This is a genomic window from Salmonella sp. HY31 (genome assembly GCF_042604575.1).
In the GTDB taxonomy this organism is placed as follows: Bacteria; Pseudomonadota; Gammaproteobacteria; order Enterobacterales; family Enterobacteriaceae; genus Salmonella; species Salmonella diarizonae.
The window spans coordinates 814,296-841,026 of record NZ_CP170479.1 but is presented as its reverse complement, the minus strand read 5'-3'; the positions used below and the strand labels follow the sequence as shown (position 1 = coordinate 841,026).

The following is a 26,731-nucleotide window of genomic DNA, read 5'->3' as shown; positions in this document are numbered from 1 at the left end:
CTTTTATGGCCTTACGCCACCCGGGGATGCCCTGATAAAAGCCGTGTTTTGGCCCTTTACCGGCCAGCGCGGCATTCACCCGACTTTTCCTTCCGTCTTTTCCTGTTAGTAACCGCTATACGGGAAGTGATGTCGTTCAAAAAACCAACCTTCTAAACTAATTCTGAATAACAGCACCGTGTAATGTCATTAGAATTGCAGCAATGTGACATCGCTATTACATTGTTAGAAAATTTTTCCTGCCAGCCATAAGCCTGGTTTATTGAGGATCGTCAGTTGTCCGAGTTACTCTCTGTCGCCCTGTTTCTCGCCTCTGTGCTGATATATGCCTGGAAGGCGGGCCGTAACACCTGGTGGTTTGCCGCCACTCTCACGGTGCTGGGACTTTTTGTCATTCTGAATATTACCCTGTATGCCAGCGACTATTTTACCGGCGACGGGATCAACGATGCCGTGCTTTATACGCTCACTAATAGCCTGACGGGAGCGGGAGTCGGCAAATATATTCTGCCAGGAATCGGCATTGTCCTTGCGTTAGTGGCGGTATTCGGCGCGCTGGGATGGGTACTACGCCGCCGCCGTCACCGTCCTCATCATGTCGGTTACAGTCTGCTGGCGTTACTGCTGGCGTTGGGTTCGGTCGACGCCAGCCCGGCGTTTCGTCAGATCACCGAACTGGTAAAATCACAAACGCGCGATGGCGATCCGGACTTTGCCGTTTATTATAAAGAACCGGCAAAAACCATTCCTAATCCAAAGCTCAATCTGGTCTATATCTACGGCGAAAGCCTGGAACGGACCTATTTTGATAATGACGCCTTCCCCAATCTCACGCCGGAGCTGGGCGCGCTGAAAAATGAGGGGCTGGATTTCAGCCATACCATACAACTGCCGGGAACGGATTACACCATCGCCGGGATGGTGGCTTCCCAGTGCGGTATTCCGCTGTTTGCGCCGTTTGAAGGCAATGCCTCAGCGTCGGTGTCCAGCTTCTTCCCGCAGAATATTTGCCTCGGCGACATTCTGAAAAACTCCGGCTACCAGAACTATTTTGTGCAGGGCGCTAACCTGCGTTTTGCCGGGAAAGACGTGTTCCTGAAATCACACGGATTTGATCATCTGTACGGCGCTGAAGAGCTGAAAACGGTGGTGGCGGACCCGTCTTATCGTAACGACTGGGGCTTCTACGACGATACGGTGCTCGATGAGGCATGGAAGAAATTTGAAGCGCTTTCCCGCTCAGGCCAGCGGTTTTCGCTGTTTACGCTGACCGTAGATACTCACCATCCGGACGGTTTTATCTCACGCACCTGTAACCGTAAACGCTACGATTACGACGGCAAGCCCAACCAGTCCTTTAGCGCCGTAAGTTGCAGCCAGGAAAACATCGCCGAGTTTATCAACAAAATCAAAGCGTCACCGTGGTTTAAAGATACCGTTATCGTCGTCTCTTCCGACCATCTGGCGATGAATAATACGGCATGGAAATACCTGAATAAGCAAGATCGCAACAATCTGTTTTTCATTCTGCGCGGCGATAAACCGCAGCAGGAGACGCTGGCGGTCAAACGCAACACGATGGACAACGGCGCAACGGTGCTGGATATTCTCGGCGGCGATAATTTTATCGGTCTGGGACGCAGTAGCCTTTCCGGGCAGTCGCTATCGGAAGTGTTCCTGAATGTAAAAGAGAAAGTGCTGGTGATGAAGCCGGATATTGTTCGCCTGTGGAATTTCCCGAAAGAGATGAAAGCGTTCACTATCGATCGGGACAAAAACATGATCGCGTTTTCCGGCAGCCACTTCCGCCTGCCGTTACTGTTGCGCGTATCGGATAAGCGTGTTGAACCGTTACCGGAAAGCGAATACTCCGCTCCGCTGCGATTCCAGTTGGCCGACTTCGCCCCGCGCGATAATTTCGTTTGGGTCGATCGCTGCTACAAAATGGCGCAGCTATGGGCGCCGGCGCTGGCGCTCTCTACCGACTGGTGCGTCTCACAGGGACAGCTTGGCGGGCTACAAACCGTACAGCATGTCGATAAAGCGCAGTGGAAAGGCAAAACCGCATTTAAAGAGACGGTGATTGATATGCAACGCTATAAAGGCAACGTCGATACCTTAAAAATTGTCGATAACGATATTCGTTATAAAGCTGATAGCTTTATCTTTAATGTCGCGGGCGCGCCGGAGGAGGTGAAGCAGTTTAGCGGTATTTCCCGACCGGAGTCCTGGGGACGCTGGTCAAATGCGCAGTTGGGCGATGAAGTTAAAATCGAATATAAAGCGCCGCTGCCGAAAAAGTTTGATCTGGTGATCACCGCCAAAGCCTTCGGCGACAACGCGAATCGCCCGATTCCGGTACGCGTAGGCAACGAAGAACAGACGCTGGTGCTGGGTCACGATGTGTCCACTATCACACTGCATTTCAACAACCCGACGGACGCGAATACCTTAGTCATTGCGCCGCCCGTTCCCGTCTCTACCAACGAAGGTAATATTTTGGGCCATTCGCCGCGCAAATTGGGGATCGGGATGGTGGAAATCAAAGTGGTGAACGCGGAAAGTTAAACCGCGCAAACCAACGCCGGATGGCGACGCTGACGCGTCTTATCCGGCCTACAATCGTCTGTAGGCCGAATTCGCTACTATGTCCTTAAAACGTTTCCCAATTATCGCTGCCGTCGGCTACAGCGGCTTTTCGTGACGGCACGGCTGCCGAGGTTTTTACCGTCGCAACCTCACGCGCACGCTGCTGCTCCTGTTGAATACGGAACACCGCGACGGCCTGGGTCAGACGGCTGGCTTGCTCTTCCAGCGCCGCAGCAGCCGCGGCGGACTCTTCCACCAGCGAGGCGTTCTGCTGCGTTACGCGATCCATCTCCGCTACCGCCAGGCCAACCTGGTCAATACCGCGGCTCTGCTCGTCGGACGCCGAGGCAATCTCGCCCATAATGTCGGTTACGCGGGTGACTGCATTGACGATCTCATCCATGGTTTCACCGGCGCTTTCGACCAACGTCGAACCCACGTCAACGCGGCTTACGGAGTCCTCAATCAGACTCTTGATCTCCCGTGCCGCCTGCGCGCTACGCTGGGCCAGATTACGAACTTCACCGGCCACCACCGCGAACCCGCGCCCCTGCTCACCTGCGCGCGCCGCTTCTACCGCCGCGTTCAGCGCCAGGATATTGGTCTGGAAAGCAATACCGTCGATTACGCTGATAATATCGGCGATTTTTTGCGAACTGGAAGCGATATCGCGCATTGTTTGTACGACGTTATCCACCACTTTGCCGCCTTTCTGCGCCGTTTCAGAGGCGCTCAACGCCAGGTGACTGGCCTGACGGGCGTTTTCGGCGTTCTGTTTCACGGTCGCGGTCAGTTGTTCCATACTGGCGGCGGTCTCTTCCAGAGACGCTGCCTGCTGCTCAGTACGGGAAGAGAGATCGTTGTTGCCCATGGCAATCTCGCTGGCGCCGCTGTAAATGGCGTTAGCGCCATTACGTACATCGCCCACGGTACGCACCAGTTCGCTCTGCATATGGCGTAAGTTGTCCGCCAGTTGCCCCATTTCGTTAGAGCCTTCCACATCAATACGTTTCACCAGATCGCCGCTGGCGATATGGCGAATGCTTTCAATCAGACGATTCATCGGGGCGATAAGCGACATTTTGATACCGAACCAGACGGCGATAATAACCACCAGAACCGCAATCAACACACTGACCAGTACCCACATCGCCTGGTTATAGGAACTGTTGTTATCCTCAACAGCAATATCGTACAGACGATCGTTTTGCTGCATATAGGCCATGTACTGCTTCTCAAAAGCGTCCTGATAGCTTTGAGTCGGTTGATCAAAAAACTCGTTGATCTTACCCACGCCAAGAAGCTGAATAAGCTCCGCCAACGCGCCGTGGTAGATATCATAGGTTCGTTTGATCTCAAGGAAAGCCGCTTCACTCTGACGTGGATCGCGCGGTAACGACTCATACTGCGCCCAGTTTTTTTCCGTCAGCTTCAGAGTATTGGTCGCCCCCTGCATCAGTTCAGCGACAGTTGCGCCGCTGCCAATGTTGCTCTGGTCCATCATCCAGCGGATACCCGCGCGGTTCAGGGTATTACGCGTTTGCAGCAGTTCCACCCAGGTTGCATTCAGGGCAGACTGCTGCTGACGAATGGTTTGCAATACGGTGAAGTTTTCTTTGTCATTCTTTAGCGAGCTGAAGAACAGCCCGCCGGATGTCAGTTGTAAAAGGCCAAATAGCGCCAATACCAGCAATAAGCTGGTAACAATTTTAATTCGCTTTAACATGTTTTCTCTTTCCGCTAGACAAATACAGAATTTTCGGCCTGGAAAGGGAAAACTTTATGGGATTCGCGCCATTAATATCGCTATTAGCTCAGTTGAGTCGTTATGGTGCCCCGCGCAAGAAGGATCGTCTCATTTTATATCGTGATCTCAATCACATAAAACCGCCCATGCCCTCCTCCACGAAACCGCTCACCGGTACGTCCGACCGCTTAAACCGCCATACAACCACTCACTGATTTACCGAACTTTACGCGTGCGATGATCTGGCAAGATCCCTCCAGCATAGCAGTCAATCTACCTCCTCAAACACGAACTCAATGTCCACCCAGCTTCGGCTGATAATTAAACTTACAACCAGGTTTTACTATGGATACGAAAAAGATATTCAAGCACATACCCTGGGTGATTCTCGGAATCATCGGTGCTTTCTGCCTCTCGGTCGTTGCCCTACGTCGGGGTGAACACGTGAGCGCCCTGTGGATCGTGGTCGCTTCCGTTTCCGTCTATCTGGTAGCTTACCGCTACTACAGCCTGTACATCGCCCAGAAGGTTATGAAACTCGACCCCACGCGCGCAACGCCGGCGGTCATCAATAACGACGGCCTGAACTACGTGCCGACTAACCGCTACGTGCTGTTTGGTCACCACTTCGCCGCCATCGCCGGCGCAGGTCCGCTGGTTGGGCCGGTATTGGCTGCGCAGATGGGCTATCTGCCGGGGACTCTGTGGCTGCTGGCGGGCGTGGTGCTCGCGGGCGCAGTGCAGGACTTTATGGTGCTGTTTATCTCTTCCCGCCGTAACGGCGCATCCCTTGGCGAGATGATCAAAGAAGAGATGGGTACCGTTCCAGGCACCATCGCGCTGTTCGGCTGCTTCTTAATCATGATCATCATTCTGGCGGTGCTGGCGCTGATCGTGGTGAAAGCGCTGGCCGAAAGCCCGTGGGGCGTCTTCACTGTCTGCTCGACCGTACCGATTGCGCTGTTTATGGGCATCTACATGCGCTTTATCCGTCCGGGACGCGTGGGTGAAGTGTCAGTCATCGGTATCGTACTGCTGGTGGCCTCTATTTACTTCGGCGGCGTCATCGCCCACGACCCGTACTGGGGCCCAGCGCTGACCTTTAAAGACACCACCATTACCTTCGCGCTGATCGGCTACGCATTTGTTTCCGCGCTGCTGCCGGTATGGCTGATCCTCGCCCCGCGCGACTATCTCGCCACCTTCCTGAAAATCGGCGTGATCGTCGGTCTGGCGCTGGGGATTGTGATCCTCAACCCGGAACTGAAAATGCCGGCGTTGACGCAGTATGTCGACGGTACCGGCCCGCTGTGGAAAGGCGCTCTGTTCCCGTTCCTGTTCATCACCATCGCCTGTGGCGCCGTCTCTGGCTTCCACGCGCTGATCTCTTCTGGCACCACGCCGAAACTGCTGGCCTGTGAGACCGATGCGCGTTTTATCGGCTACGGCGCGATGCTGATGGAGTCCTTTGTTGCGGTGATGGCACTGGTGGCGGCCTCGATCATTGAACCGGGTCTCTACTTCGCGATGAACACCCCGCCGGCAGGTCTGGGCATTACCATGCCAAACCTGCACGAGATGGGCGGCGAGAACGCGCCGCTGATTATGGCGCAGTTGAAAGACGTTACCGCACATGCGGCGGCGACCGTCAGCTCCTGGGGTTTTGTAATTTCCCCGGAACAAATCCTGCAAACTGCGAAAGATATCGGTGAACCGTCAGTATTGAACCGCGCAGGCGGCGCGCCAACGCTGGCAGTAGGTATCGCGCACGTGTTCCACAAAGTCATGCCGATGGCCGACATGGGCTTCTGGTATCACTTCGGTATTCTGTTCGAAGCGCTGTTTATCCTGACCGCACTGGATGCGGGCACCCGTTCCGGCCGCTTTATGTTGCAGGATTTGCTGGGTAACTTCGTCCCGTTCCTGAAAAAAACCGATTCTCTGGTCGCGGGTATCATCGGTACCGCGGGCTGCGTTGGTCTGTGGGGCTATCTGCTGTATCAGGGCGTGGTCGACCCGCTGGGCGGCGTGAAGAGCCTGTGGCCGCTGTTCGGTATCTCTAACCAGATGCTGGCCGCCGTGGCGCTGGTGTTGAGCACCGTGGTACTGATCAAAATGCAGCGCACCAAATACATCTGGGTGACGGTGATCCCGGCGGTATGGCTGCTGATCTGCACCACCTGGGCGCTGGGCCTGAAACTGTTCAGCACCAACCCCCAGATGGAAGGTTTTTTCTACATGGCGAACCTGTATAAAGAGAAGATTGCCAACGGCGCCAACCTGACCGCGCAGCAGATTGCCAACATGAACCATATCGTGGTCAACAACTACACTAACGCTGGTTTGAGTATTCTGTTCCTGGTGGTGGTGTACAGTATTATCTTCTACGGTTTCACCACCTGGATGAAGGTACGCAACAGCGATAAACGTACCGATAAAGAAACCCCGTATGTACCCGTGCCGGAAGGCGGCGTGAAGATCTCTTCACACCACTAACCTCTTGCCGGATGGCGCTGCGCTTATCCGGCCTACAGAATGTGCAGTAATGTAGGCCGGATAAGGCGCAGCCGCTATCCGGCTTTAATCATTACAGGTATAAGGCAATGTTTGATACTTTAGGTCAGGCAAAAAAATATCTCGGCCAGGCGGCAAAAATGTTGATTGGTATTCCGGACTACGACAACTATGTTGAGCACATGAAAACCAACCATCCCGACAAGCCGTACATGACCTATGAAGAGTTCTTCCGTGAACGTCAGCAAGCACGTTACGGCGGCGATGGCAAAGGCGGTATGCGCTGTTGTTAATGGAGAGACTATGACCCCGATTGCAGTTACCCTACTTACCGGTTTTCTTGGCGCCGGCAAAACCACCCTACTACGCCATATCCTCAACGAACAGCATGGTTTTAAAATTGCCGTTATCGAAAACGAATTTGGCGAAGTCTCCGTTGACGATCAACTGATTGGCGATCGTGCCACACAGATCAAAACCCTGACCAACGGCTGCATCTGCTGTACCCGCTCCAACGAGCTGGAAGATGCGTTATTAGACCTGCTCGACAGTCGCGACCGCGGCGATATTGCTTTCGACCGCCTGGTGATCGAATGTACCGGCATGGCTGACCCCGGCCCGATTATTCAGACTTTTTTCTCCCATGACGTATTATGCGAACGCTACCTGTTAGACGGCGTGATTGCGCTGGTCGACGCGGTGCACGCTAACGAGCAGATGAACCAGTTCACCATCGCTCAGTCGCAGATAGGCTACGCCGACCGTATCCTGTTGACCAAAACCGACGTGGCGGGCGACAGCGAGAAACTGCGCGAGCGGCTGGCGCGTATCAACGCCCGCGCCCCGGTTTACACCGTGGTGCACGGCGATATTGACCTGAGTCAGTTGTTTAATACCAGCGGCTTTATGCTGGAAGAGAACGTGCTGGCAAGCCAACCACGTTTCCACTTTATTGCCGATAAACAGAACGATGTGTCGTCAATTGTGGTGGAGCTGGATTACCCGGTGGATATCAGCGACGTGTCGCGCGTGATGGAAAACCTGCTGCTGGAATCAGCGGATAAACTGCTGCGTTACAAAGGGATGCTGTGGATCGACGGCGAACCCAACCGCCTGTTGTTCCAGGGCGTACAGCGCCTCTACAGCGCCGACTGGGACAGATCGTGGGGCGACGAACCGCCGCACAGCACGCTGGTGTTTATTGGGATTCAGTTACCGGAAGAAGAGATAAGAGCGGCGTTTGCGGGGCTGCGGAAGTAAACGGGCGCAGAAAAGCCGGGACCGCACAGGAGATTGTATGCCCCTTATCCGAGATATTCACCAACGCTTCTGGCGTCTGCCACAACTGCCGTGGCTGGAGCTACGTACCACCAGTGAAAGCTGTCAGGCCTATAAGCGCCACAGCCACCCGCAACTGTCGCTGGGCGCGATCATCGCCGGAGAAACCCGCTGCATCAGTAACGGGCAAGAGTATCTATTACGCCCCGGCGAGCTCATCCTGATCCCCCCGCAATCTCCACACAGTTGTAACCCGCTCCACGAGCGACCACGCAGCTATCATATGCTGTATCTCGATGCGGACTGGTGCCTGACGCAGCTTCCCCATTTGCCGGCGGATAGCCGTCTGCATACCACGCAGCCACAGTTGCAGGACCCGAAGATTTTCCAGCTTTATCAGCGTATTGTGACGTCTATTACTCAGCAGCAAACCGCCGGACTTCCGGCGCTTATTATCTACCTGTTGCGCGCCCTGCCGCTACAAAGCGCCGACGCCGAACCGCCATGCGCCATCAGCCGCCAGTTGGTTGCCCGCTTAGTCAGTAACCTTCAGGAACCGCCGACGCTGGACACACTGGCGCAAGAGTTTGCGCTCCGTAAGGAGACGCTGATTCGCACCTTTAAGCAGGATACTGGCCTGACTCCTATCAGCTTTACCAATATGGCCCGCATTGAATATGCCCGGCACCGATTGCGCGCCGGGGACGGTATTGCCGATGTTGCCTATCAGACCGGTTTCGCCGATCAAAGTCATTTCCACAAAACCTTCGTCAGCTACACGGCGGCAACGCCGCGTCAGTACGCGCAGAACAGATCAATATCCGACAATAAATAGCGCATCCGCAGGTATAGGCTGGCCTCAGTATCATCACTGAGGTTACTATGGAACAGGTTACAACGTTATTTCCCCCGGCGTTTCCCGCACTGGCGCTGGCGCATTTTATGGCGCTGCTCAGCCCGGGTCCGGACTTCTTTTTGCTGGTCGGTTACGCCGTTCGCTATCGGTTGCGCGGCAGCGTCGGGCTGTGCCTCGGCATTGCGGCGGGAAATGGGCTCTATATTCTGCTGGTGGTGATTGGGTCAGGGCTACTACGTCAGACGCCGCTGCTCTTTACCATCATCGAACCATTGGGTGCCGCCTACCTGCTATGGGGGGGCCGTCAACTGTTGAAAAGCCGCGCCGGGCCGCTGGAGTGGCGGTACGCCGCATCGGCATGTCCGTCACTGGCAAAACAACTATTACTGGGGCTAGGTTCATCGCTGTTGAATCCGAAAAATGCTCTGTTTTATCTGGCGCTAATGACCGCCCTGCTGGGCCCAAACGTGACCGTTACACAGCAGGCCATATGTGGAATCTGGATGACCAGCGTAGTGTTACTCTGGGATCTGCTGCTCATAACGCTTATCGCCCTGCCGCAAATTCAACGTCGCCTGGGTAAACTTGTCTGGAAAATTGAACGCGCCGCCGGCGGCATTCTGATTGCCTTTGGCAGCTGGATTATGTGGCAGCTCATCACAAGTTAAATTGATGAGGGGCAGCTTTATACGGTGGTCAACGTTACCCGGGCAGATAAATAGAGTCTGCATCATTCGAACTCTTTCCTTCTTATAATGCCGACGCCGCCATAAATTAACCCGCTCTCGGACACCAATAAAGCGGCTAAATAGCCGCTTTATTCTCATCACCAAATATAATATCACCTCTCATCCAGCGGCTTATTTTCATCGATTTTCATCTGGACTTTTCTTTTATTTACTGATGTTATATACAGGTATTTAGCGCGGTGCGAGCGTGCGCCAACACGCCCGCACCGCTAATCACAATCACTATTGGAATAGGAATAGAGATCATGACTACCCCGCATTCTATTGCAGAATTCACCGATCCAGAAGTGTCCCCGACAAATAACCGTCACCTGACCGTCAGTTATGCGAGCCGCTACCCGGATTACACTCGTATTCCCGCCATCACTCTGAAAGGCCAGTGGCTGGAAGCCTCCGGTTTTGCCACTGGCACAGAAGTCGATGTGAAGGTGATAAACGGCTGTATTGTGCTCACAGCACAGCAGCCGCAACCAGAAGAAAGCGAGTTGATGCAGTCGCTGCGCCAGGTGTGCAAACTGTCGGCGCGTAAACAAAAGCAGGTGCAGGCGTTTATTAGCGTGATGGCAGGTTCTAAGTAAGTGCATAACATAAGCTGGCAAGGGTTATTTGCCAGCTTAAATCACAATTCATATCAATTATTGAAGGGAAACCATGCGGCTAAAAATAAAAGAGCACATTACGCTCTGGAGAAATGAAGGTTTAATTGCTTATGTCACCCTGGGATTTCTATGTACTTTTTTATGGAGGTCAAGCCCTATTACCATACTATCTTCAGCAAAGTATATTTTTCGAAACGCAGATGCATTACATGGCCTTCAATACGTTATTTTCGCTTGCTTTATGTGAGATTTTTTTGCGATGTTGGTAGTTATTTGTCATAACACTAAACTGGAAAAGCTCACAAACAGTATTTTGCAAGAGTTGCATAAAAGAATTATGCAAGGTTCTTTCATTATATCCTTCTTATGCTTCGGAATATCTCTATTTTGTGTGGTGGCATTCTGTATTGGTTCGCTGATAATAAATAATAATTACTATGGGAGATATGTCATAAATTTTGCTTACCCATTTGTTTTATTTCTATCTTTCCCTTATCTTATACATAAAGGTATAACAATCCTATGTACTCTATTAAAAACATTTCCCAAATACAAAATTCTTGCAGCAATAATAATATTGATGATAATTGCAGCCGCAATTATCACCCCTGGCATATTTAACAAAAAAGAAAAAATGACTATAACCATTGATAAGGAAAAATATCATGCGATTGAGCAAAAAACTAAGGTAAAACCAGAAAAATATATTGAGAAAAAGATTAATGATATTAATATTAATGATATAAAATAGTGAGCACGCATAACATAAGGGCATAGTAATATATCATAAAATTCTTTAACTACTATTGCCCTTGAATAGATCCACTATTCCACATCCTTCCTTTCCAACCCGATATCCCTTAACTGCTCGTCACTCATTCGCCGCAGCGCCTGACAGGCCCGCTTACGCAGCCACCACCTTTTTAGCGCCCGTCTGAGCTGCACAAAGCCAATAAATGGTTGTCCGGGGCGGTTCTCGTAAAATTCCATACCGGCCTCCGCATAGAACAGAAAATGCGGCATCATGAATGTCTGTACAAACAATACCGGGATAAAAAGCACGGTTAGTGCAACGTGGATAAATAAGGAGGGCGATTGAGGGTGTTTTGTTCACTTATTTCGTTCTGATTTAAGATCCGCGTCCTTCGCTGCAAAAAGCCAGGCCCCTCCCGTTTTCAGAGGGGCAACAGGGATTAGCGGCGCACCACTACCAGCTTCTGGTTCACAAACTCCTTAATCCCCAGATCCGATAGCTCGCGTCCGAAGCCCGAACGCTTAACGCCACCGAACGGCAGCTCCGCTGCGGTATCGGTCAGCCAGTTGATATAAACCATCCCGGTCTCAATCCGGGAGGCCATGCGCTTAGCGCGTTCGATATCCTGACTAAACACCGCGCCGCCCAGGCCGTAGTGGGAATCGTTGGCGAGTTTTACCGCCTCGTCATCGTCTTTCACCACATAAATCTGCGCCACCGGGCCGAAGAATTCTTCAAAGTACGCCGGGTTGTCACGGGTAATGTGGGTCAGAATGGTCGGCTCAAAGAAGTTGCCTTTACTTTCCAGCGGCTTGCCGCCAACGTGCAGCGTCGCGCCATTTTTCACCGCTTCCTCGACCTGTCTGGTCAATGTTTCCAGCGCATCTTTCGACGACAGCGGCCCCAGTTCGGTAGAAGCCTCCATCTGATCACCCACCTTCACCTTCCTGAACGCCTCGGTGAACTGGCTGAGGAATTGATCGGCGATTTTCTCATGCAGGATAAAGCGCTTCGCCGCCGTACATACCTGCCCCGCATTAGTGAGCCGTGCCTGCACGCCAATTTTCACCGCTTTCTCAAGATCGGCATCGTCCAGCACGACGAACACATCGTTCCCGCCCAGTTCCAGTGTCGATTTTTTAATGTGCTTCGCCGCCTGTGCCGCCACGGCGCTCCCCGCTTTTTCAGATCCGGTCAGCGCCGCGCCCTGCACGCGCGGGTCGGCGATGATGTTCGCCACCTGATCGGAGGAAATAAACAGGTTGGTCCATGCGCCGTCCGGCGCGCCGGCTTCGCGCACCAGATGGGCAAACGTCTCGGCGCAGTGCGGTACGATGCTGGCATGTTTCGCCAGCACCGGGTTACCAGCGGCCAGGTTCGGCGCCAGCACACGCATCAACTGATAGTACGGGAAGTTCCACGGCTCAACGGCCATGATGACGCCAATCGGATGATGTTCTACCCACGCGTCGCCAAACTCGGTTTTATAAGGCACCGGGGCAAGAAACTGCTTCGCGTTATCCGCATAATAGCGAGCGATCTGCGCGCACAGTTTGACTTCGCCACGGCTCTGCTCGATGAGCTTGCCCATCTCCTGGCTGGCGATTTTAGCCAGTTCTTCGACACGGCTGTCGATCAAGTCAGCCAGCTTATGCAATACCGGCAGACGTTGGTCAATCTCTCCTTTGGACCAGTCGGAGTGGTAGAGCGCGTCAGCTTTTTGCAGCGCGGCTTCAATATCCGCGTCAGTGTGCGGGTGGTACTCTTTAATGAGCTGATTATTGGCAGGATTCACTGTCTGGTAAGCCATATCACATGTCTCCTTGTTATCGTCATTAAGGCAGCCGTAAATGCCGCTCAGAACAATAAGGGTAGTAGAGATGGCTGGTGCTATCGGTAAAGTTCGGTATATTCGTGCGGTTATCAGCGATAATTATAGAGAGCGTTGCCCGGCACTCACCGGGCCTGCAATATTCAGACTGGAACCGCGTTAATGGCTAACATCCTGAAGCTCTTCAGCCGTAAGGCCGGTGAACCGCTGGACAGTCTCGTGGTCAAGTCCGTCCGCCAGCATCTGTCTGGCGATACGCAATGCGGCAACGTGCTGACCTTTTTCCAGCCCTTTTTCTAATCCTTCTGCTAATCCTTCCTCCAGACCGAGCTGTCTTCCTTGCCGTTCCCCTTTTCTGCGATCCGCTGCGCGGATCCTCTCTATCAGCGTCATCAGTCTCTCCTTAGTGTGCGGGACATGCCCTACCACATCACGAATAAACGTGGTGAAACGAGGCGTGTGTCCGTGCTGAATCATAAGATAATTAAACAGCGCTTTAAGTTGCCTGTCATTAGCGCAACCAGTAACTAACAGCGCAGCAATCCGTTCAACCAGTCCCAGCAGGTCGCGCTGGCGGATATGTTTTTGGATGAGCTCCAGCAGCGCAATGCGGCGGTGCTGCATAATGTCATCATCCGATACCACCGTAATGTCGACCAGCGGAAAGGCAGCGGCATAGAGTCTTCTTGCCACTTCCGGGTTCGCAAACTCATCCAGCCAGCACAGCGAAAAAGGATACGGGCTATCAACACCGTGATAAAACAACATCGGCACCACCAGCGGAAGATGCTTATGCCCCGCATCCAGATGCTGCTGCATCGCCGCCATCGCATACCGCATCAGCCGGAACGCCATATGCGCATCCGGCGTGATCTGATGTTCAATCACGACGTAGATATAACCGTCGCCCTCGCGCGTTTTCAGCGACCAAAGCACATCGGAATAATAGGCTCGCAGATTTTTTTCAATAAAACTGCCAGGCTCCAGCTTTAGCGTCCGCAGGTCGCAAAGCTGGCGTAACGACACCGGCAGATGAATCTCCATAAAATCGCGGGCGGTTTCCGGATGGCGCAAAAAGGTTTTAAACACCGCATCATGCTGTGTTGAGGTCGTCGATTTTTTCATGGCGCTCCGTCACCCCAAACCAGGATGCTGCGACTCTACCTCCTGAAAATGCCTTTCTCATCCGTACCTTTTCAGCATTACGAGGCGCGACGGAAGATAAATTCTGTTATCTGTAATGCACATGCATTTTCGGAACTGAACACGCAAAACGCCAGCCTGCGCGCCCTTCCTTTATCTTTATTAACCAGGCAAACTCTTTTGATTAACATCAAAATTTAATTACACGTAATGTGTATATTTTCCGTGCAACGTAAATTTCCCGAGGTGTGATGTGCTGATTGTTATCTGTAATCGCCACACGTTCTGACGAGATTAAGAACGCGTCTCTTCCTGTCTGTGTTTTCACCGGCAGCGTTTTTGATTACATGAAATTCAGTACATCCGCAGCCGCTGTTTCCATCGCCTGCCTGACGTCACGATGACGGTATTGAGTTTCGCTGTTCCCATCATGGGGTTCTCCGACATGGAGCGCATTTTTTATGCAACGGATTCTTCAGTTTTTCTCACAACGTGCCACAACGTTATTTTTCCCGATGGCGCTGATTTTGTACGATTTTGCCGCCTATCTGACGACGGATCTGATTCAGCCTGGCATTATTAACGTCGTGCGCGATTTTAATGCTGACGTCAGTCTTGCACCGGCCTCGGTAAGTCTCTATCTGGCGGGCGGAATGGCGTTACAATGGCTTCTGGGGCCGCTATCTGACCGGATTGGCCGCCGGCCAGTGCTGCTAGCAGGCGCGTTAATTTTTACTCTCGCCTGCGCGGCAACACTGTTGACGACCTCAATGACGCAGTTTCTGGTTGCCCGTTTTGTGCAGGGCACCAGCATTTGCTTTATCGCAACGGTCGGCTACGTCACGGTACAGGAGGCCTTCGGTCAAACCAAAGCCATTAAGTTGATGGCGATTATTACCTCCATTGTGCTGGTCGCTCCGGTTATCGGCCCGCTCTCCGGCGCCGCGCTGATGCACTTCGTTCACTGGAAGGTGCTGTTCGGTATTATTGCGGTGATGGGACTGCTGGCGTTGTGCGGCCTGCTGCTGGCGATGCCGGAAACGGTCCAACGCGGCGCGGTGCCGTTCAGCGCGGTGAGCGTATTGCGCGATTTTCGTAATGTGTTTCGCAACCCGATTTTTCTCACCGGGGCAGCGACGCTGTCGTTGAGCTACATCCCGATGATGAGCTGGGTGGCGGTGTCGCCGGTGATCCTGATCGATGCCGGTGGGATGAGTACTTCCCAATACGCCTGGGCGCAGGTGCCCGTATTCGGCGCGGTGATCGTGGCCAATATGATCGTTGTGCGCCTGGTGAAAGATCCGACCCGACCGCGTTTTATCTGGCGCGCCGTACCAATCCAGTTAAGCGGGCTGGCGACATTAATCCTCGGTAATCTTCTTCTGCCACACGTCTGGCTTTGGTCTGTGCTGGGCACCAGCCTGTACGCGTTCGGCATTGGAATGATTTTCCCGACGCTGTTCCGCTTCACGCTTTTCTCCAACAACTTGCCAAAAGGTACGGTTTCGGCCTCGCTGAACATGGTGATTCTGACGGTGATGGCGGTGTCGGTCGAAGTCGGTCGCTGGCTGTGGTTTCACGGCGGGAGGCTGCCGTTTCACCTGCTGGCAGCGGTGGCTGGGGTGATTGTGGTCTTCACCCTGGCGACATTATTACAGCGCGTGCGCCAGCATGAGACGGCAGAACTGGCCGCTGAGAAGTAAATACTGTGCCGGATATAGGCTTATCCGGCACAGGATAATCTGATGTTTTTTGCACGTTCCTGCCGTCTGGCTCTATCCTTAACCCTATGAATAAAATCGCCGAACTCAAACGAGCCAAACGCCTGGCGCTCTCATTGTTGCTGATAGCCGCCGCGACGTTTGTAACCACGCTTTTCCTGCCGCCCAGTTTTTGGGTGCTGGGCGTAAAAGCTATTGCCGAAGCGGCGATGGTTGGCGCGCTGGCGGACTGGTTTGCCGTGGTGGCGCTGTTTCGCCGCATTCCCATTCCGTTTATTTCACGACATACGGCGATTATTCCCCGTAACAAAGACCGAATCGGCGAAAATCTTGGGCAATTTGTGCAGGAGAAGTTCCTTGATACGCAGTCGCTGATCGCACTGATCCGCCGCCATGAACCCGCGCTGCTTATCGGAAACTGGTTCAGCCAGCCGGACAACGCCAGCCGGGTCGGGCAGCATCTGCTGCAAATTATGAGCGGCTTTCTGGAACTGACCGATGACGCCCGTATTCAGCGGCTACTCAAGCGAGCGGTACATAAGGCGATTGATAAAGTGGATCTTTCCGGCACCAGCGCCCTGATGCTGGAAAGCATGACCAAAAACGATCGCCACCAGGTGTTGCTCGATACGCTGATCGCCCAGCTTATCGCCCTGTTACAGCGTGACAGCTCCCGGACATTTATCGCCAGGCAGATTGTACGTTGGCTGGAAACCGAGCATCCGTTAAAAGCGAAGATCCTGCCGACCGAGTGGCTGGGAGAACACAGCGCTGAACTGGTCTCCGACGCGGTAAATTCTCTGCTGGATGATATCAGCCACGATCGCGCGCATCAGATTCGTCATGCTTTCGATCGCGCGACGTATAAGCTGATCGATAAACTTAAACATAATCCGGAAATGGCTGCACGGGCAGAAAACATTAAAAGTTACCTGAAGGAAGATGAGGCGTTTAACCGTTATCTCGGCGAGATCTGGGCGGATCTGCGCCAGTGGTTAAAGACAGATATCAACGCCGAAGACTCGAAAGTGAAGCAGCGCATCGCTCATGCCGGACAATGGTTTGGCGAGACGCTGATCGCCGACGATGCGTTACGCGCCTCACTTAACGGTCATCCGGAACAGGCCGCGCACCGGGTCGCGCCGGAATTCGCCGCCTTCCTGACGCGCCACATCAGCGATACCGTAAAAGGCTGGGATGCGCGCGATATGTCGCAGCAGATTGAGCTTAATATCGGTAAAGATTTGCAGTTTATCCGCGTGAACGGCACGCTGGTCGGCGGCGCTATCGGTCTGGTGTTATATTTACTGTCGCAACTACCCACACTGCTCAGTATTTAAAAAGGGAAAGGCGCAGTTCTCGCTCAAATTAACCGCCAAATCCCGCACGCGAGAGGTATTAAGTTAATGCCATTTCCCACCGATACCCCTCTTCTCAATCCGTTATTCGCCTGCGCTTCACTTTCTTTTCTTGCAAATTTAAAACATTAATTTTACTTTTTATTATCATTTGCAACAACAATCCGGCATTCCTGCATTACTTTAGCAAAGAGAAAAACCATGGTTCATGCTCAGAGCGCTTCACCTCGCCATCCCATTTTTACGGCGCTTTTCGGTATGATGGTATTGACGCTGGGGATGGGAGTTGGCCGCTTTCTTTATACGCCCATGCTGCCGGTAATGCTGGCGGAAAAGCAGCTAACGTTTAACGAACTCTCCTGGATTGCCAGCGCCAATTATGCAGGGTATCTGGCGGGAAGCTTACTGTTTTCCTTTGGCCTTTTTCATCTCCCCTCTCGTCTACGCCCCATGCTGCTGGCTTCGGCGGTCGCCACCGGTATTCTTATTCTGTCTATGGCGATATTTACTCAGCCCGCGGTCGTCATGTTGGTGCGCTTCCTGGCAGGCGTCGCGAGTGCGGGAATGATGATTTTTGGATCAATGATTGTGTTGCATCATACCCGCCATCCGTTTGTTATCGCCGCGCTCTTTTCCGGCGTCGGGGCCGGGATTGCACTAGGCAACGAATATGTCATTGGCGGTTTACGTTATGCGCTTTCGGCCCATTCGCTATGGCTGGGGGCCGGGGCGCTCGCCGGTATATTGCTGTTAATCGTGGCGATGTTGATTCCGCCCCGCGCTCATGCACTGCCGCCTGCGCCCTTAGCAAGAATCGAAAATCAGCCTATGCCCTGGTGGCAACTGGCGCTGTTGTACGGTTTCGCCGGATTCGGCTACATCATCGTTGCTACCTATTTGCCGCTGATGGCGAAAAGCGCGGGCTCTCCGCTGCTCACGGCGCACCTTTGGTCGTTAGTCGGCCTGGCGATCATTCCCGGCTGCTTCGGCTGGCTGTGGGCAGCAAAACATTGGGGCGTCCTGCCATGCCTGACCGCGAATCTGTTGATCCAGAGCGCCTGCGTGCTGCTATCTCTCGCCAGCGACTCGTTGTTGCTGTTAATACTGAGCAGTATTGGTTTTGGCGCCACGTTTATGGGCACAACCTCGCTGGTGATGCCGCTTGCCAGACAGCTCAGCGCGCCGGGTAATATTAATTTGTTAGGCCTGGTTACGCTAACGTATGGCATTGGGCAAATTCTCGGTCCACTAGCCGCCAGCCTGTCAGGCAATGGCGCGTCGGCAATTATCAACGCCACGCTTTGCGGCGCCGCGGCGCTCTTTTTTGCTGCGCTGATCAGCGCCGCGCAGCAGATAAAACAAAAACGGATTGTGATACGTGAATAAGCGGTTTATTAAACTCGCGCTATCAGCAACGGGCTATATCTTTAACGCTATTCGCAGCGCGATACGGTTCTGTTTTTAATAGCAAATCCTCAACACGTTATTTCATGTTAAAGATGGCACTAAAAACCATAATTATTTCATGGTTTTTAGTGCCATCAATTTGAATATTGTTTTATATATCTCATTTTGCACATTTTCACTCATTCTTAAATCATCACTGTCATCAATAAATTACCTGATGAAACTAGTTCGATTATTCGCTTTTTTTATTACCTTCCCGTATGATTTTTGGGGCGCACACTGGCCAATTAGCGGCCATTGACTGGTCGTCCAATATGGCGTCAGGCGTGAAAAATCTGAGTAAAAAGGTAAAATTGCGGTTAAAAAAGCCTATTTTTTAGCAACGATAATTAAGTGACGTAAAATTGACTAACGTCAAATTTATTCTCCTTTTTCCTGCCCCCTGATCTGGCCTGCATCAACATCTGTTTCTTTTGCTTTTTTACCTCGCGTTATACCGTCCACGACTCCCTCGCGCCTACGGCAGTGGCGAGGATGGTGATTTTCTGCGCTGTTATGCAAGAAACGCATAGCACGATACATACTTGCATTTTGCCCTTACCCTCATGACTGATAAGGTCTTTCTGTTTCGGGCTTTTTGGCCTGTGGCAACAACCAACACATCATCAAAAAAATTCGGGGATCGCTATGGCGCAACAAGTGGACGGGGCGGCCATGCCGCTTGATACAGAAAAAGTCGGGATAAAGGGATATCTGGCGTTTTTTCTCACTATCATTTTCTTTTCCGGCGTGTTTTCCGGAAGCGACGGCTGGTGGCGCGTTTTTGATTTTACCGTACTCAACGGGTCATTCGGTCATGTGACCGGTGCGCAGACCTTTCGCGGCGCGGGCGGAACGGGCGCGAAAGACGGCTTCCTTTTTGCGCTGGAACTGGCGCCGTCGGTCATCCTTTCTCTGGGTATCATCGCAATTACGGATGGACTGGGTGGTTTGCGGGCGGCACAGCAACTGATGACGCCCATCCTGAGACCGTTGCTTGGCATTCCCGGCATTTGCTCGCTGGCGCTGATCGCCAACCTGCAAAATACCGACGCGGCGGCGGGTATGACCAAAGAGCTGGCGCAGGAAGGCGAAATCACCGAACGCGATAAAGTGATTTTTGCCGCCTGGCAAACCAGCGGCAGCGCGATTATCACCAACTATTTCTCCTCCGGCGTTGCGGTATTCGCCTTTCTGGGAACGTCAGTCATCATTCCGCTGGTGGTCATTCTGCTATTCAAATTTATCGGCGCAAACCTTTTGCGCATCTGGATTAACATCGAAGAACGCCGTCACCCTGCGCAAGGAGCCCAATCATGACGACTCTGGTACGTAAAAATGTCATGGATATGTTTATCGATGGCGCACGTCGCGGTTTTACCATCGCCACGACCAACCTGTTACCCAATGTGGTCATGGCGTTTGTCATTATTCAGGCGCTGAAAATTACCGGTCTGCTCGACTGGGTAGGCCATATCTGCCAGCCCGTGATGGCGCTGTGGGGGCTTCCTGGCGAAGCGGCTACAGTGCTTCTGGCTTCGCTGATGAGTATGGGCGGCGCCGTTGGCGTGGCTGCCAGTCTGGCTACCGCCGGCGCGCTGAGCGGCCACGATGTTACTGTGCTGCTGCCGGCCATTTACCTGATGGGAAACCCGGTACAGAATGTCGGTCGCTGCCTCGGTACTGCCGAAGTCAACGCTAAATATTACCCGCATATTATCGCAGTCTGCGCCATCAATGCGCTGCTGTCGATCTGGGTCATGCAGCTTATTGTTTGAGTCAAGGAGTTATCATGTCTGATTTATCCGCCGCGGAGTTTACCTTGTTACAGGGGGCGCACCTGTTTGCGCCAGAAGACCGGGGCATCTGCGATGTCCTGCTCGCGAATGGCAAAATTATTGCCGTCGGCGCTGACATCCCCGGCGATATCGTACCGGACTGTACGGTGATTAACCTTAGCGGTCGTATGCTGTGCCCGGGCTTTATCGACCAACACGTTCATCTGATCGGCGGCGGCGGCGAAGCGGGGCCGACGACTCGGACGCCGGAAGTCTCCCTGAGCCGCCTGACAGAAGCCGGGATAACAACGGTTATCGGCCTGCTTGGCACCGATTCCGTCAGCCGCCATCCCACTTCGCTGTTAGCCAAAACGCGAGCGTTAAATGAGGAAGGGATCACCGCCTGGATGCTCACGGGCGCATATCATGTTCCATCGCCAACCATTACCGGCTCGGTAGAAAAAGACGTCGCGCTGATCGATCGCGTCATCGGCGTGAAATGCGCGGTCTCCGACCACCGTTCCGCCGCGCCTGGCGGTAATCAACTCGCCAGCATGGCGGCTGAATCACGCGTTGGCGGCCTGCTGGGCGGCAAACCCGGTGTCAGCGTTTTTCATATGGGCAGCAGCAAAAAAGGGTTACAGCCGCTGTATGACATCCTGGAAAACAGCGACGTGCCGATTGGTAAATTGCTGCCTACCCACGTCAACCGTAGCGAATCTCTTTTTGAGCAGGCGCTGGCGTTCGCGCTTAAAGGCGGCGTGATCGACATAACCACCAGTATTCCGGATCCCGTCGCGCCGGCGGATGGCATTGCCAGAGCGGTAAAAGCTGGCATCCCGCTTTCCCGGGTGACGCTCAGTTCAGACGGCAATGGCAGCCAGCCGCTGTTTGACGCTGCCGGGAATCTGACGGGCATCGGCGTCGCGGGCTTCGAAAGTTTGTTGGAGACGTTGCAGACGCTGGTTAACCACTACGGATTCAGCCTGACCGATGCGCTGCGCCCGCTGACGACCAGCGTAGCCGCCTTCCTCAGTCTGGACGGCAAAGGCGAGATTCGTCCCGGTAACGATGCGGATCTGCTCGTCTTCAGCGCAGATTTACGCATTGAGCAGGTGTATGCACGCGGCAAACGCATGGTCAATGAGGGGAAAGCCTGCGTGAAAGGTACCTTTGAACCAGCGTAATTCCCGCTAGTTTCAGGCTGCCCCGTCACGGCATTCTGAAAGAGGACGGGATAAGCGGTTGTCAGCCGCCCGAATGGACGTAGAATGCCCCTTCGGGCGACTGACAGGATAACGGTAAATGGATGTAACTGGAGCAGGTTTGTACAATATTGAGACAAAATGGCTCTATGATTTTCTGACGCTGGAAAAGTGCCGCAATTTCTCTCAGGCCGCCATTATCCGCAACGTATCGCAACCGGCCTTTAGCCGCCGTATTCGCGCCCTGGAACATGCCGTGGGCGTTGAACTCTTTAACCGGCAGGTCTCGCCGCTACAGCTTTCCGAACAGGGTAAAATCTTTCATTCCCAGGTTCGCCATCTATTGCAGCAGTTGGAAAGTAATCTGACCGAACTACGCGGCGGCAGCGATTATACGCTGCGTAAAATCAAGATTGCCGCCGCCCACTCGCTCTCCCTCGGCCTGTTGCCGACCATCGTTAAGCAGATGCCGACGCAGTTTACCTACTCCGTTGAGGCGATAGATGTCGATCAGGCAGTGGATATGTTACGTGAGGGGCAAAGCGATTTTATCTTTTCTTATCACGATGAAAACCTGCAACAAGCGCCGTTTGATAATATCCGCCTGTTTGAGTCGCGACTGTTTCCCGTTTGCGCCAGCAATGGCCGGGGCGAGCCGCGCTATACGCTTGAGCAGCCGCACTTTCCCCTGCTTAATTACAGCCAGAACTCCTATATGGGCCGGCTGATAAATCGTACCCTGACTCGCCATGCTGAATTGAGTTTCAGTACATTTTTCGTCTCTTCAATGAGTGAATTGTTAAAACAAGTTGCGATGGACGGCTGCGGAATCGCCTGGTTGCCCGAGTATGCTATCCGTCAGGAGATTACCGACGGACGCCTGATAGTGCTTGATGCCGATGAACTGGTTATCCCGATTCAGGCTTATGCCTATCGCATGAGTACCCGCATGAGTCAGGTAGCCGAAACATTTTGGCGCGACCTGCGTGGGCTTCAGGCCGCGCTGTAGACAATCAGGCGGTAAGGCGTTGTTCCCCGGCCACACAGGCGCGAGTGTCCGGCCAGGACTCATACCAACGAATCGCCGCGCGCACCAGCGACGCCGTGGAGTCAATCATCGGGCACGCTATCGCGCCCTCATGTCCGGCCACAATAAGCGGAATTTCGGTACAGCCCATAATAATTGCCTGAGCGCCACGGGCGATAAGGCTATCGATTTGCGGTAACAACAGCGCTTGCGCCGCAGGTTTATCGCCACGTTTAAGCGCATAAATAGCCTGCATCACCAGCGCCTGCCCCGCTTCTTCTGGCTGAATTAACGTCAGCCCATGCGCCAGAGCTTTCTTTTGATATAACCCGGTCGCCAGCGTCGCATTGGTCGCCAGCAGCCCAACGTGCCGCGCCGATGGCGGAATGTCTTCCAGAGTGGCGTCCAGGATGCTGATCATCCGCGCTTTCGCGACGCTCTGTAAATCATCAAACCAATAATGCGCAGTGTTACACGGGATAACAATACACTCCGCCCCGGCATCTTCCAGCATATGCAGATAACGCTCCAGATAACGGTATGGAGAAGGCCCGCCGGATAACAAACATGCTGTACGATCGGGAATATCAGGAATAGAGCTGACAATGAGCGGGATGTGTTGTTGATCACAACTGGCATGTCGCAGTTCAACAAATTTTTCCAACATATCCGCCGTTGCCGCAGGTCCCATCCCCCCCAGTATCCCAATGGTGTGTTTCATCGCTTTTCCCGCTTATTTACGTCAAGGTCAGAAACACACTATCAACTTGATGTGTATATAAAAAATGCCGTTTTATTAGCGGCTATGCGTAAAAATCATAACGGGTGTAAGAACCACGCGTTATGGCATTTTTAAGCAATCGATTGGCTACATAAGCGCTAAATTACTTTTGCAAGCCGCTAAATACCGTTTCGACATACTGCGGGTCCTCCACTGCGAGTCTGTAAGCCCGTTTTGCCCTCATCGCCATAACTCCTGTCGGTGCAGAGGCAGCCGTGTTTTGCTTTTCGGCGCCAATGCGGGTATATCCCAGCGAATATGGCTATAAAGCAAATCTACAGTCTCCGTGGCGCTGTCTTCGGCGTCGCCATGATTGCTCATGCGTGAGATCCGCACATTGGTAAGCGTATAAATAATAAATGGCAGCATTGCTCCCTTATCACTACGGCATAATGTCAGCACGCCTTCTTTCACCGTTTTCCCGCTACAATAGTGCTCATAGAGGCCAGGCGTAGCAAGATCGACAGGCTTTGTCAGCGTTAATCCTCCAATATATGCTCCTCTCGATTCACCGGGCTCCCGCTTCGCCGGGTTGTGGTTGTAAGCAATAAGTTTTATTTGTTTTTCGAAACCTTTGGTCTGGCTTTCGCCTTCAATACCGTCCAGTTTTAAATAGATGGCGTCCATCCTCCCTCCGTGATTATCAGGCGGCAAAGCAGGCTGACAAGGACAGAACGCCAACAATGAAAGAACGTTCCATTTTCCAGCCATCTCGTTGGTATCCCTATATACCAGGTTAAATGCCCAACGATTTGATATAACTGGATTCTTGCTAAATACCTTCTGCCATAAACAATCCATTTTACAATAACATTACTGACGTAAAATCTATTACGCCTGGCATTCAAACATCGTTCTCTGAATAACCATAGCCGCTATAAGAACCATATCAAAAAAGAAATATCAATATTATTTCTTATTTTTATCCGAGAAATTACTTAATCGCACAGAATCAGAATATAGACAATTCTTATTCCTTTTCACATCAATGGGTTTTTTAGACTTTTGTAATATCAATAACAACCATTCCAATAGAACATATTTAGTATGTGAATATATTTAATGCTTTTATCTCGCGCTGAGTTATCACAGTAATAAATGATTTGCATCAAAAATGCGCTTTTCAGCGCCACGTATTTTTGGGCACCATTGATAAAATCACGTTTCAGATTAAACGACATGTTCTATGGTCAGGCGATATGACTTTGTGCCCGCAAGATACAGCAGCCGCTTTACCCTTACGTTTAGTCGTGGTACGTTAGGTCACATGAACATGAAACGATCCAACGCTACGCAACATCATCTCCGTTGGTGGCTGCCTTCCTGAAGGCGGCACGGATCAGTATTCCTCTTTAAGTAGCCGCCGAAAGGCGGCTACTGTGTTTCGGGACGTCTTTCGGCTTTACAGTAAGCATAAAGGAGTCCTTAATGAACACCCTTCCCACGATTCTGACAGGCGATCGCCCCACCGGCGCGCTGCACCTCGGCCATTATGTCGGTTCACTACGCCAGCGCGTCGCGCTGCAGCAGGATCACCAACAGTATGTCCTGATTGCCGACCTCCAGGGACTCACCGATAACGGCAGTAATCCACAAAAAATCCGCGATAATATCCCGGAAGTATTAGCCGACTATCTGGCCGTCGGTATCGATCCCGCGCTGACGACGATCTGCCTGCAATCCGCTTTACCCGCCCTCGCCGAATTAACGGTGCTGTATATGAATATTGTTACCGTCGCCCGAGTAGAGCGTAATCCCACGGTAAAAAATGAGATTGCCCAGAAAGGCTTTGCCCGTTCTCTGCCGGTCGGGTTTATGGTGTATCCCATTAGCCAGGCGGCAGATATCACCGCTTTTAAGGCCGAGCGGGTACCGGTTGGCGACGATCAGTTGCCAATGATTGAGCAAACGAATGAGATCGTCCATAAGATGAATAATCTTTTCTCCTCGCCGGTATTGCGGCACTGTCAGGCGCTACTGAGCGATACCGGCCGGTTGCCCGGCATTGACGGCAGCGCCAAGATGTCGAAATCGCTCGGCAATACCCTGCTCCTTTCCGCCAGCGAAGAGACCATTCACCGTGCAGTCAGCGCGATGTATACCGATCCCGGGCATTTAAAAATTAGCGATCCGGGAAAAATAGAAGGTAACGTCGTCTTTACGTGGCTGGATGCGTTCTATCCTGATAAAGCTAAAGTCGCGGCGATGAAAGCACATTATCAACAAGGCGGATTAGGCGATCGTGTCTGTAAAAATGAGCTGGAGAGCTGTCTGCAAGAGCTGATCGCGCCAATACGAGAACGGCGGGCAACCTTTATTGCGGATAAGGGAATGCTGTTAGAATTGCTGAAAAAAGGCAGCGAGCGGGCGCATGAAGTCACTCAAAAGACGCTACAGGAAGTGAAGCGTGGACTGGGTCTGCCCACACTATTCCAAGTATGATCAGGCGTCGACTTTGTCCAACGGCCATGACTCAAACAGGTAGCCGTCAAAGTAAATGTCATCGACATTGGAAAACTCCAGCAGACGCTGCTTCACGTTCTCCAGGTGCTGCCACATCGCCAGCTTCGCAGCGCGGGCGTCTTTCTTAATTAACGCCGCGAGGATCTGCTTATGATCTACCAGCCACTCTTTACGGTAAAGCGTATCGCCCAGATGGCTATGAAGCTGGAGCCACATCGGGTTATTTTCACGCCATTGCCAGGACTGGCGGAAGAGCTCTACCAACATGCTGTTATGGGTCGCTTCAGCAATAGCCAGATGAAACTGCATATCGCCGCTTTCTGAGCCGCCCGGCGCGCTGGAGGCCAGCTCTCGCTCTTCCAGTTGTAACGCCTGGCGCATTTTAATGATGTCTTCACGGGTGGCCTGCAGAGCGGCAAATTCAGCGATGTTGCTTTCCAGCAACTGACGCGCCTGCAACAGTTCAAACGGTCCGGCGTCATTACAGTGGTTGACGTCAGCGCCTTCAATCTCGTCATCATCCGCGCTGTCGAGCACGTAAATTCCGGCGCCGCGCCGAACTTCAACCAGACCTTTAATTTCCAGCATGATCAACGCTTCACGCACGACGGTGCGTGTCACATTGAGCCTCTCAGCGATCTCTCGCTCCGGCGGCAAGCGCTCCCCGGGGCGGTACGGCGTCTGAACAATCAGATCGCGTATCATTGCGCCCACTTCCTGGTAGGGTCTTTGCTGAGAAGTGTTTGATTTCATATTGGTTGTGCCCGTCCGATGCGATTTCCCGGTGTCAGACTATAGCATTTGTAAAGAGGGATAGCACGCTTAGCACACCAAAAACGCTAAACTGGTCAACCAGCAGCACAATAATGTGCCCCATTTTTGGCAGCGAAGC

General features: G+C 52.6%; 22 protein-coding genes and 2 pseudogenes. 17 read left to right on the top strand and 7 right to left on the bottom strand.

The annotated features are described in order from the left end of the window. Nucleotides 1-276: 276 nt before the first annotated feature. Nucleotides 277-2,568: a phosphatidylglycerol--membrane-oligosaccharide glycerophosphotransferase gene (gene opgB / locus ACE15A_RS03885; RefSeq protein ID WP_053507630.1), complete on the top strand. Its 2,292-nt coding sequence runs from the start codon at nucleotides 277-279 to the stop codon at nucleotides 2,566-2,568. Between the two features lie 85 nt (nucleotides 2,569-2,653). Here the strand turns inward: opgB and tsr are convergent, their stop codons facing one another. Further along, entirely contained in the window at nucleotides 2,654-4,315 is a 1,662-nt protein-coding gene (gene tsr, locus ACE15A_RS03880; RefSeq protein ID WP_053507631.1) for a methyl-accepting chemotaxis protein, read from the bottom strand. A gap of 366 nt (nucleotides 4,316-4,681) precedes the next feature. Between tsr and btsT the strand changes: the two genes are divergently transcribed. The 7 genes and pseudogenes from btsT to ACE15A_RS03845 all read left to right on the top strand — a co-directional run bounded on the left by btsT (nucleotide 4,682) and on the right by ACE15A_RS03845 (nucleotide 11,083). Next, nucleotides 4,682-6,832 carry a pyruvate/proton symporter BtsT gene (gene btsT, locus ACE15A_RS03875; RefSeq protein WP_023179944.1) on the top strand — a complete coding sequence of 717 codons (2,151 nt, stop codon included), beginning with the start codon at nucleotides 4,682-4,684 and terminating at the stop codon, nucleotides 6,830-6,832. Between the two features lie 107 nt (nucleotides 6,833-6,939). Next, nucleotides 6,940-7,143, top strand: a complete 204-nt coding sequence (locus tag ACE15A_RS03870) for a YbdD/YjiX family protein (protein ID WP_000460616.1) — start codon at nucleotides 6,940-6,942, stop codon at nucleotides 7,141-7,143. A 10-nt stretch (nucleotides 7,144-7,153) separates the two neighbouring features. After that, nucleotides 7,154-8,110 carry a GTPase gene (yjiA, locus tag ACE15A_RS03865; protein ID WP_053507632.1) on the top strand — a complete coding sequence of 319 codons (957 nt, stop codon included), beginning with the start codon at nucleotides 7,154-7,156 and terminating at the stop codon, nucleotides 8,108-8,110. Between the two features lie 37 nt (nucleotides 8,111-8,147). Further along, the gene (locus tag ACE15A_RS03860) at nucleotides 8,148-8,963 is read left to right on the top strand and encodes an AraC family transcriptional regulator (protein WP_053507633.1); all 816 of its coding nucleotides are present in this window, start codon (nucleotides 8,148-8,150) and stop codon (nucleotides 8,961-8,963) included. 47 nt (nucleotides 8,964-9,010) lie between these two features. Beyond that, nucleotides 9,011-9,652, top strand: a complete 642-nt coding sequence (locus ACE15A_RS03855; RefSeq protein WP_053507634.1) for a LysE family translocator — start codon at nucleotides 9,011-9,013, stop codon at nucleotides 9,650-9,652. 326 nt (nucleotides 9,653-9,978) lie between these two features. Next, nucleotides 9,979-10,311, top strand: coding sequence for an endoribonuclease SymE (gene symE, locus ACE15A_RS03850; RefSeq protein WP_053507635.1), 333 nt, complete (start codon nucleotides 9,979-9,981; stop codon nucleotides 10,309-10,311). A 73-nt stretch (nucleotides 10,312-10,384) separates the two neighbouring features. Further along, a pseudogene (locus ACE15A_RS03845) lies at nucleotides 10,385-11,083 on the top strand (hypothetical protein). A gap of 74 nt (nucleotides 11,084-11,157) precedes the next feature. Here the strand turns inward: ACE15A_RS03845 and yjiS are convergent. Beyond that, on the bottom strand, nucleotides 11,158-11,322 hold the full coding sequence (yjiS, locus tag ACE15A_RS03840) for a DUF1127 domain-containing protein YjiS (RefSeq protein WP_023247543.1): 165 nt from the start codon (nucleotides 11,320-11,322) through the stop codon (nucleotides 11,158-11,160). On the opposite strand from yjiS, the pseudogene ACE15A_RS03835 reads away from it, so the two are divergent. Next, a pseudogene (locus ACE15A_RS03835) lies at nucleotides 11,289-11,431 on the top strand (hypothetical protein). The gene yjiS and the pseudogene ACE15A_RS03835 overlap by 34 nt on opposite strands. A 94-nt stretch (nucleotides 11,432-11,525) precedes the next feature. Here the strand turns inward: ACE15A_RS03835 and ACE15A_RS03830 are convergent. Together ACE15A_RS03830 and ACE15A_RS03825 are read right to left on the bottom strand one after the other, a co-directional pair. Then, nucleotides 11,526-12,896, bottom strand: coding sequence for an NAD-dependent succinate-semialdehyde dehydrogenase (locus ACE15A_RS03830; protein WP_053507636.1), 1,371 nt, complete (start codon nucleotides 12,894-12,896; stop codon nucleotides 11,526-11,528). A gap of 180 nt (nucleotides 12,897-13,076) precedes the next feature. After that, complete coding sequence (locus tag ACE15A_RS03825) at nucleotides 13,077-14,042, bottom strand: Rpn family recombination-promoting nuclease/putative transposase (protein WP_064055807.1); 966 nt, start codon at nucleotides 14,040-14,042, stop codon at nucleotides 13,077-13,079. 479 nt (nucleotides 14,043-14,521) lie between these two features. Here ACE15A_RS03825 and mdtM point away from each other — a divergent pair, with 479 nt between their 5' ends. The 7 genes from mdtM to hypT all read left to right on the top strand — a co-directional run bounded on the left by mdtM (nucleotide 14,522) and on the right by hypT (nucleotide 22,577). Beyond that, a complete protein-coding gene (gene mdtM / locus ACE15A_RS03820; protein WP_023247546.1) occupies nucleotides 14,522-15,763 on the top strand; it encodes a multidrug efflux MFS transporter MdtM in 1,242 nt (413 codons plus the stop codon). Nucleotides 15,764-15,849: 86 nt separating this feature from the next. Then, nucleotides 15,850-17,121, top strand: coding sequence for a DUF445 domain-containing protein (locus ACE15A_RS03815; protein ID WP_053507638.1), 1,272 nt, complete (start codon nucleotides 15,850-15,852; stop codon nucleotides 17,119-17,121). 219 nt (nucleotides 17,122-17,340) lie between these two features. Then, nucleotides 17,341-18,525 (top strand): MFS transporter, encoded by a 1,185-nt coding sequence (locus tag ACE15A_RS03810; protein ID WP_023247548.1) that lies wholly within the window; start codon nucleotides 17,341-17,343, stop codon nucleotides 18,523-18,525. 708 nt (nucleotides 18,526-19,233) lie between these two features. Next, the gene (locus tag ACE15A_RS03805; RefSeq protein ID WP_023247549.1) at nucleotides 19,234-19,905 is read left to right on the top strand and encodes a nucleoside recognition domain-containing protein; all 672 of its coding nucleotides are present in this window, start codon (nucleotides 19,234-19,236) and stop codon (nucleotides 19,903-19,905) included. Continuing rightward, a complete protein-coding gene (locus ACE15A_RS03800; RefSeq protein WP_053507640.1) occupies nucleotides 19,902-20,363 on the top strand; it encodes a YjiG family protein in 462 nt (153 codons plus the stop codon). Before ACE15A_RS03805 ends, ACE15A_RS03800 begins: the two co-directional genes overlap by 4 nt. Before the next feature lie 14 nt (nucleotides 20,364-20,377). Next, nucleotides 20,378-21,550, top strand: a complete 1,173-nt coding sequence (iadA, locus tag ACE15A_RS03795; protein ID WP_053507641.1) for a beta-aspartyl-peptidase — start codon at nucleotides 20,378-20,380, stop codon at nucleotides 21,548-21,550. A gap of 118 nt (nucleotides 21,551-21,668) precedes the next feature. Further along, the gene (gene hypT / locus ACE15A_RS03790) at nucleotides 21,669-22,577 is read left to right on the top strand and encodes a hypochlorite stress DNA-binding transcriptional regulator HypT (RefSeq protein ID WP_023247551.1); all 909 of its coding nucleotides are present in this window, start codon (nucleotides 21,669-21,671) and stop codon (nucleotides 22,575-22,577) included. Between the two features lie 4 nt (nucleotides 22,578-22,581). On the opposite strand, the gene ACE15A_RS03785 is transcribed toward hypT, so the two are convergent. Then, nucleotides 22,582-23,316: an aspartate/glutamate racemase family protein gene (locus tag ACE15A_RS03785; RefSeq protein ID WP_023247552.1), complete on the bottom strand. Its 735-nt coding sequence runs from the start codon at nucleotides 23,314-23,316 to the stop codon at nucleotides 22,582-22,584. Nucleotides 23,317-23,556: 240 nt separating this feature from the next. Continuing rightward, nucleotides 23,557-24,087: an Hcp family type VI secretion system effector gene (locus ACE15A_RS03780; RefSeq protein ID WP_072158623.1), complete on the bottom strand. Its 531-nt coding sequence runs from the start codon at nucleotides 24,085-24,087 to the stop codon at nucleotides 23,557-23,559. 717 nt (nucleotides 24,088-24,804) lie between these two features. On the opposite strand from ACE15A_RS03780, the gene trpS reads away from it, so the two are divergent. Next, nucleotides 24,805-25,818 (top strand): tryptophan--tRNA ligase, encoded by a 1,014-nt coding sequence (gene trpS / locus ACE15A_RS03775; protein WP_023247555.1) that lies wholly within the window; start codon nucleotides 24,805-24,807, stop codon nucleotides 25,816-25,818. Here trpS and uxuR read toward each other — a convergent pair whose 3' ends face one another. Beyond that, nucleotides 25,819-26,592 (bottom strand): Uxu operon transcriptional regulator, encoded by a 774-nt coding sequence (gene uxuR, locus ACE15A_RS03770; RefSeq protein WP_023247556.1) that lies wholly within the window; start codon nucleotides 26,590-26,592, stop codon nucleotides 25,819-25,821. It lies immediately after the preceding gene. Nucleotides 26,593-26,731 lie beyond the last annotated feature (139 nt).

Excerpts from the sequence above, each read along its gene's own strand:
- ACE15A_RS03870 (WP_000460616.1), top strand. The coding sequence starts at position 6,940 with ATGTTTGATACTTTAGGTCAGGCAAAAAAATATCTCGGCCAGGCGGCA.
- symE (WP_053507635.1), top strand. The coding sequence starts at position 9,979 with ATGACTACCCCGCATTCTATTGCAGAATTCACCGATCCAGAAGTGTCC.
- ACE15A_RS03810 (WP_023247548.1), top strand. The coding sequence starts at position 17,341 with ATGGTTCATGCTCAGAGCGCTTCACCTCGCCATCCCATTTTTACGGCG.
- ACE15A_RS03815 (WP_053507638.1), top strand. The coding sequence starts at position 15,850 with ATGAATAAAATCGCCGAACTCAAACGAGCCAAACGCCTGGCGCTCTCA.
- ACE15A_RS03855 (WP_053507634.1), top strand. The coding sequence starts at position 9,011 with ATGGAACAGGTTACAACGTTATTTCCCCCGGCGTTTCCCGCACTGGCG.
- ACE15A_RS03785 (WP_023247552.1), bottom strand. The coding sequence starts at position 23,316 with ATGAAACACACCATTGGGATACTGGGGGGGATGGGACCTGCGGCAACG.
- ACE15A_RS03830 (WP_053507636.1), bottom strand. The coding sequence starts at position 12,896 with ATGGCTTACCAGACAGTGAATCCTGCCAATAATCAGCTCATTAAAGAG.
- ACE15A_RS03860 (WP_053507633.1), top strand. The coding sequence starts at position 8,148 with ATGCCCCTTATCCGAGATATTCACCAACGCTTCTGGCGTCTGCCACAA.
- ACE15A_RS03825 (WP_064055807.1), bottom strand. The coding sequence starts at position 14,042 with ATGAAAAAATCGACGACCTCAACACAGCATGATGCGGTGTTTAAAACC.
- hypT (WP_023247551.1), top strand. The coding sequence starts at position 21,669 with ATGGATGTAACTGGAGCAGGTTTGTACAATATTGAGACAAAATGGCTC.
- mdtM (WP_023247546.1), top strand. The coding sequence starts at position 14,522 with ATGCAACGGATTCTTCAGTTTTTCTCACAACGTGCCACAACGTTATTT.
- trpS (WP_023247555.1), top strand. The coding sequence starts at position 24,805 with ATGAACACCCTTCCCACGATTCTGACAGGCGATCGCCCCACCGGCGCG.
- ACE15A_RS03805 (WP_023247549.1), top strand. The coding sequence starts at position 19,234 with ATGGCGCAACAAGTGGACGGGGCGGCCATGCCGCTTGATACAGAAAAA.
- ACE15A_RS03780 (WP_072158623.1), bottom strand. The coding sequence starts at position 24,087 with ATGGCTGGAAAATGGAACGTTCTTTCATTGTTGGCGTTCTGTCCTTGT.
- tsr (WP_053507631.1), bottom strand. The coding sequence starts at position 4,315 with ATGTTAAAGCGAATTAAAATTGTTACCAGCTTATTGCTGGTATTGGCG.
- btsT (WP_023179944.1), top strand. The coding sequence starts at position 4,682 with ATGGATACGAAAAAGATATTCAAGCACATACCCTGGGTGATTCTCGGA.
- uxuR (WP_023247556.1), bottom strand. The coding sequence starts at position 26,592 with ATGAAATCAAACACTTCTCAGCAAAGACCCTACCAGGAAGTGGGCGCA.
- yjiA (WP_053507632.1), top strand. The coding sequence starts at position 7,154 with ATGACCCCGATTGCAGTTACCCTACTTACCGGTTTTCTTGGCGCCGGC.
- iadA (WP_053507641.1), top strand. The coding sequence starts at position 20,378 with ATGTCTGATTTATCCGCCGCGGAGTTTACCTTGTTACAGGGGGCGCAC.
- ACE15A_RS03800 (WP_053507640.1), top strand. The coding sequence starts at position 19,902 with ATGACGACTCTGGTACGTAAAAATGTCATGGATATGTTTATCGATGGC.
- yjiS (WP_023247543.1), bottom strand. The coding sequence starts at position 11,322 with ATGGAATTTTACGAGAACCGCCCCGGACAACCATTTATTGGCTTTGTG.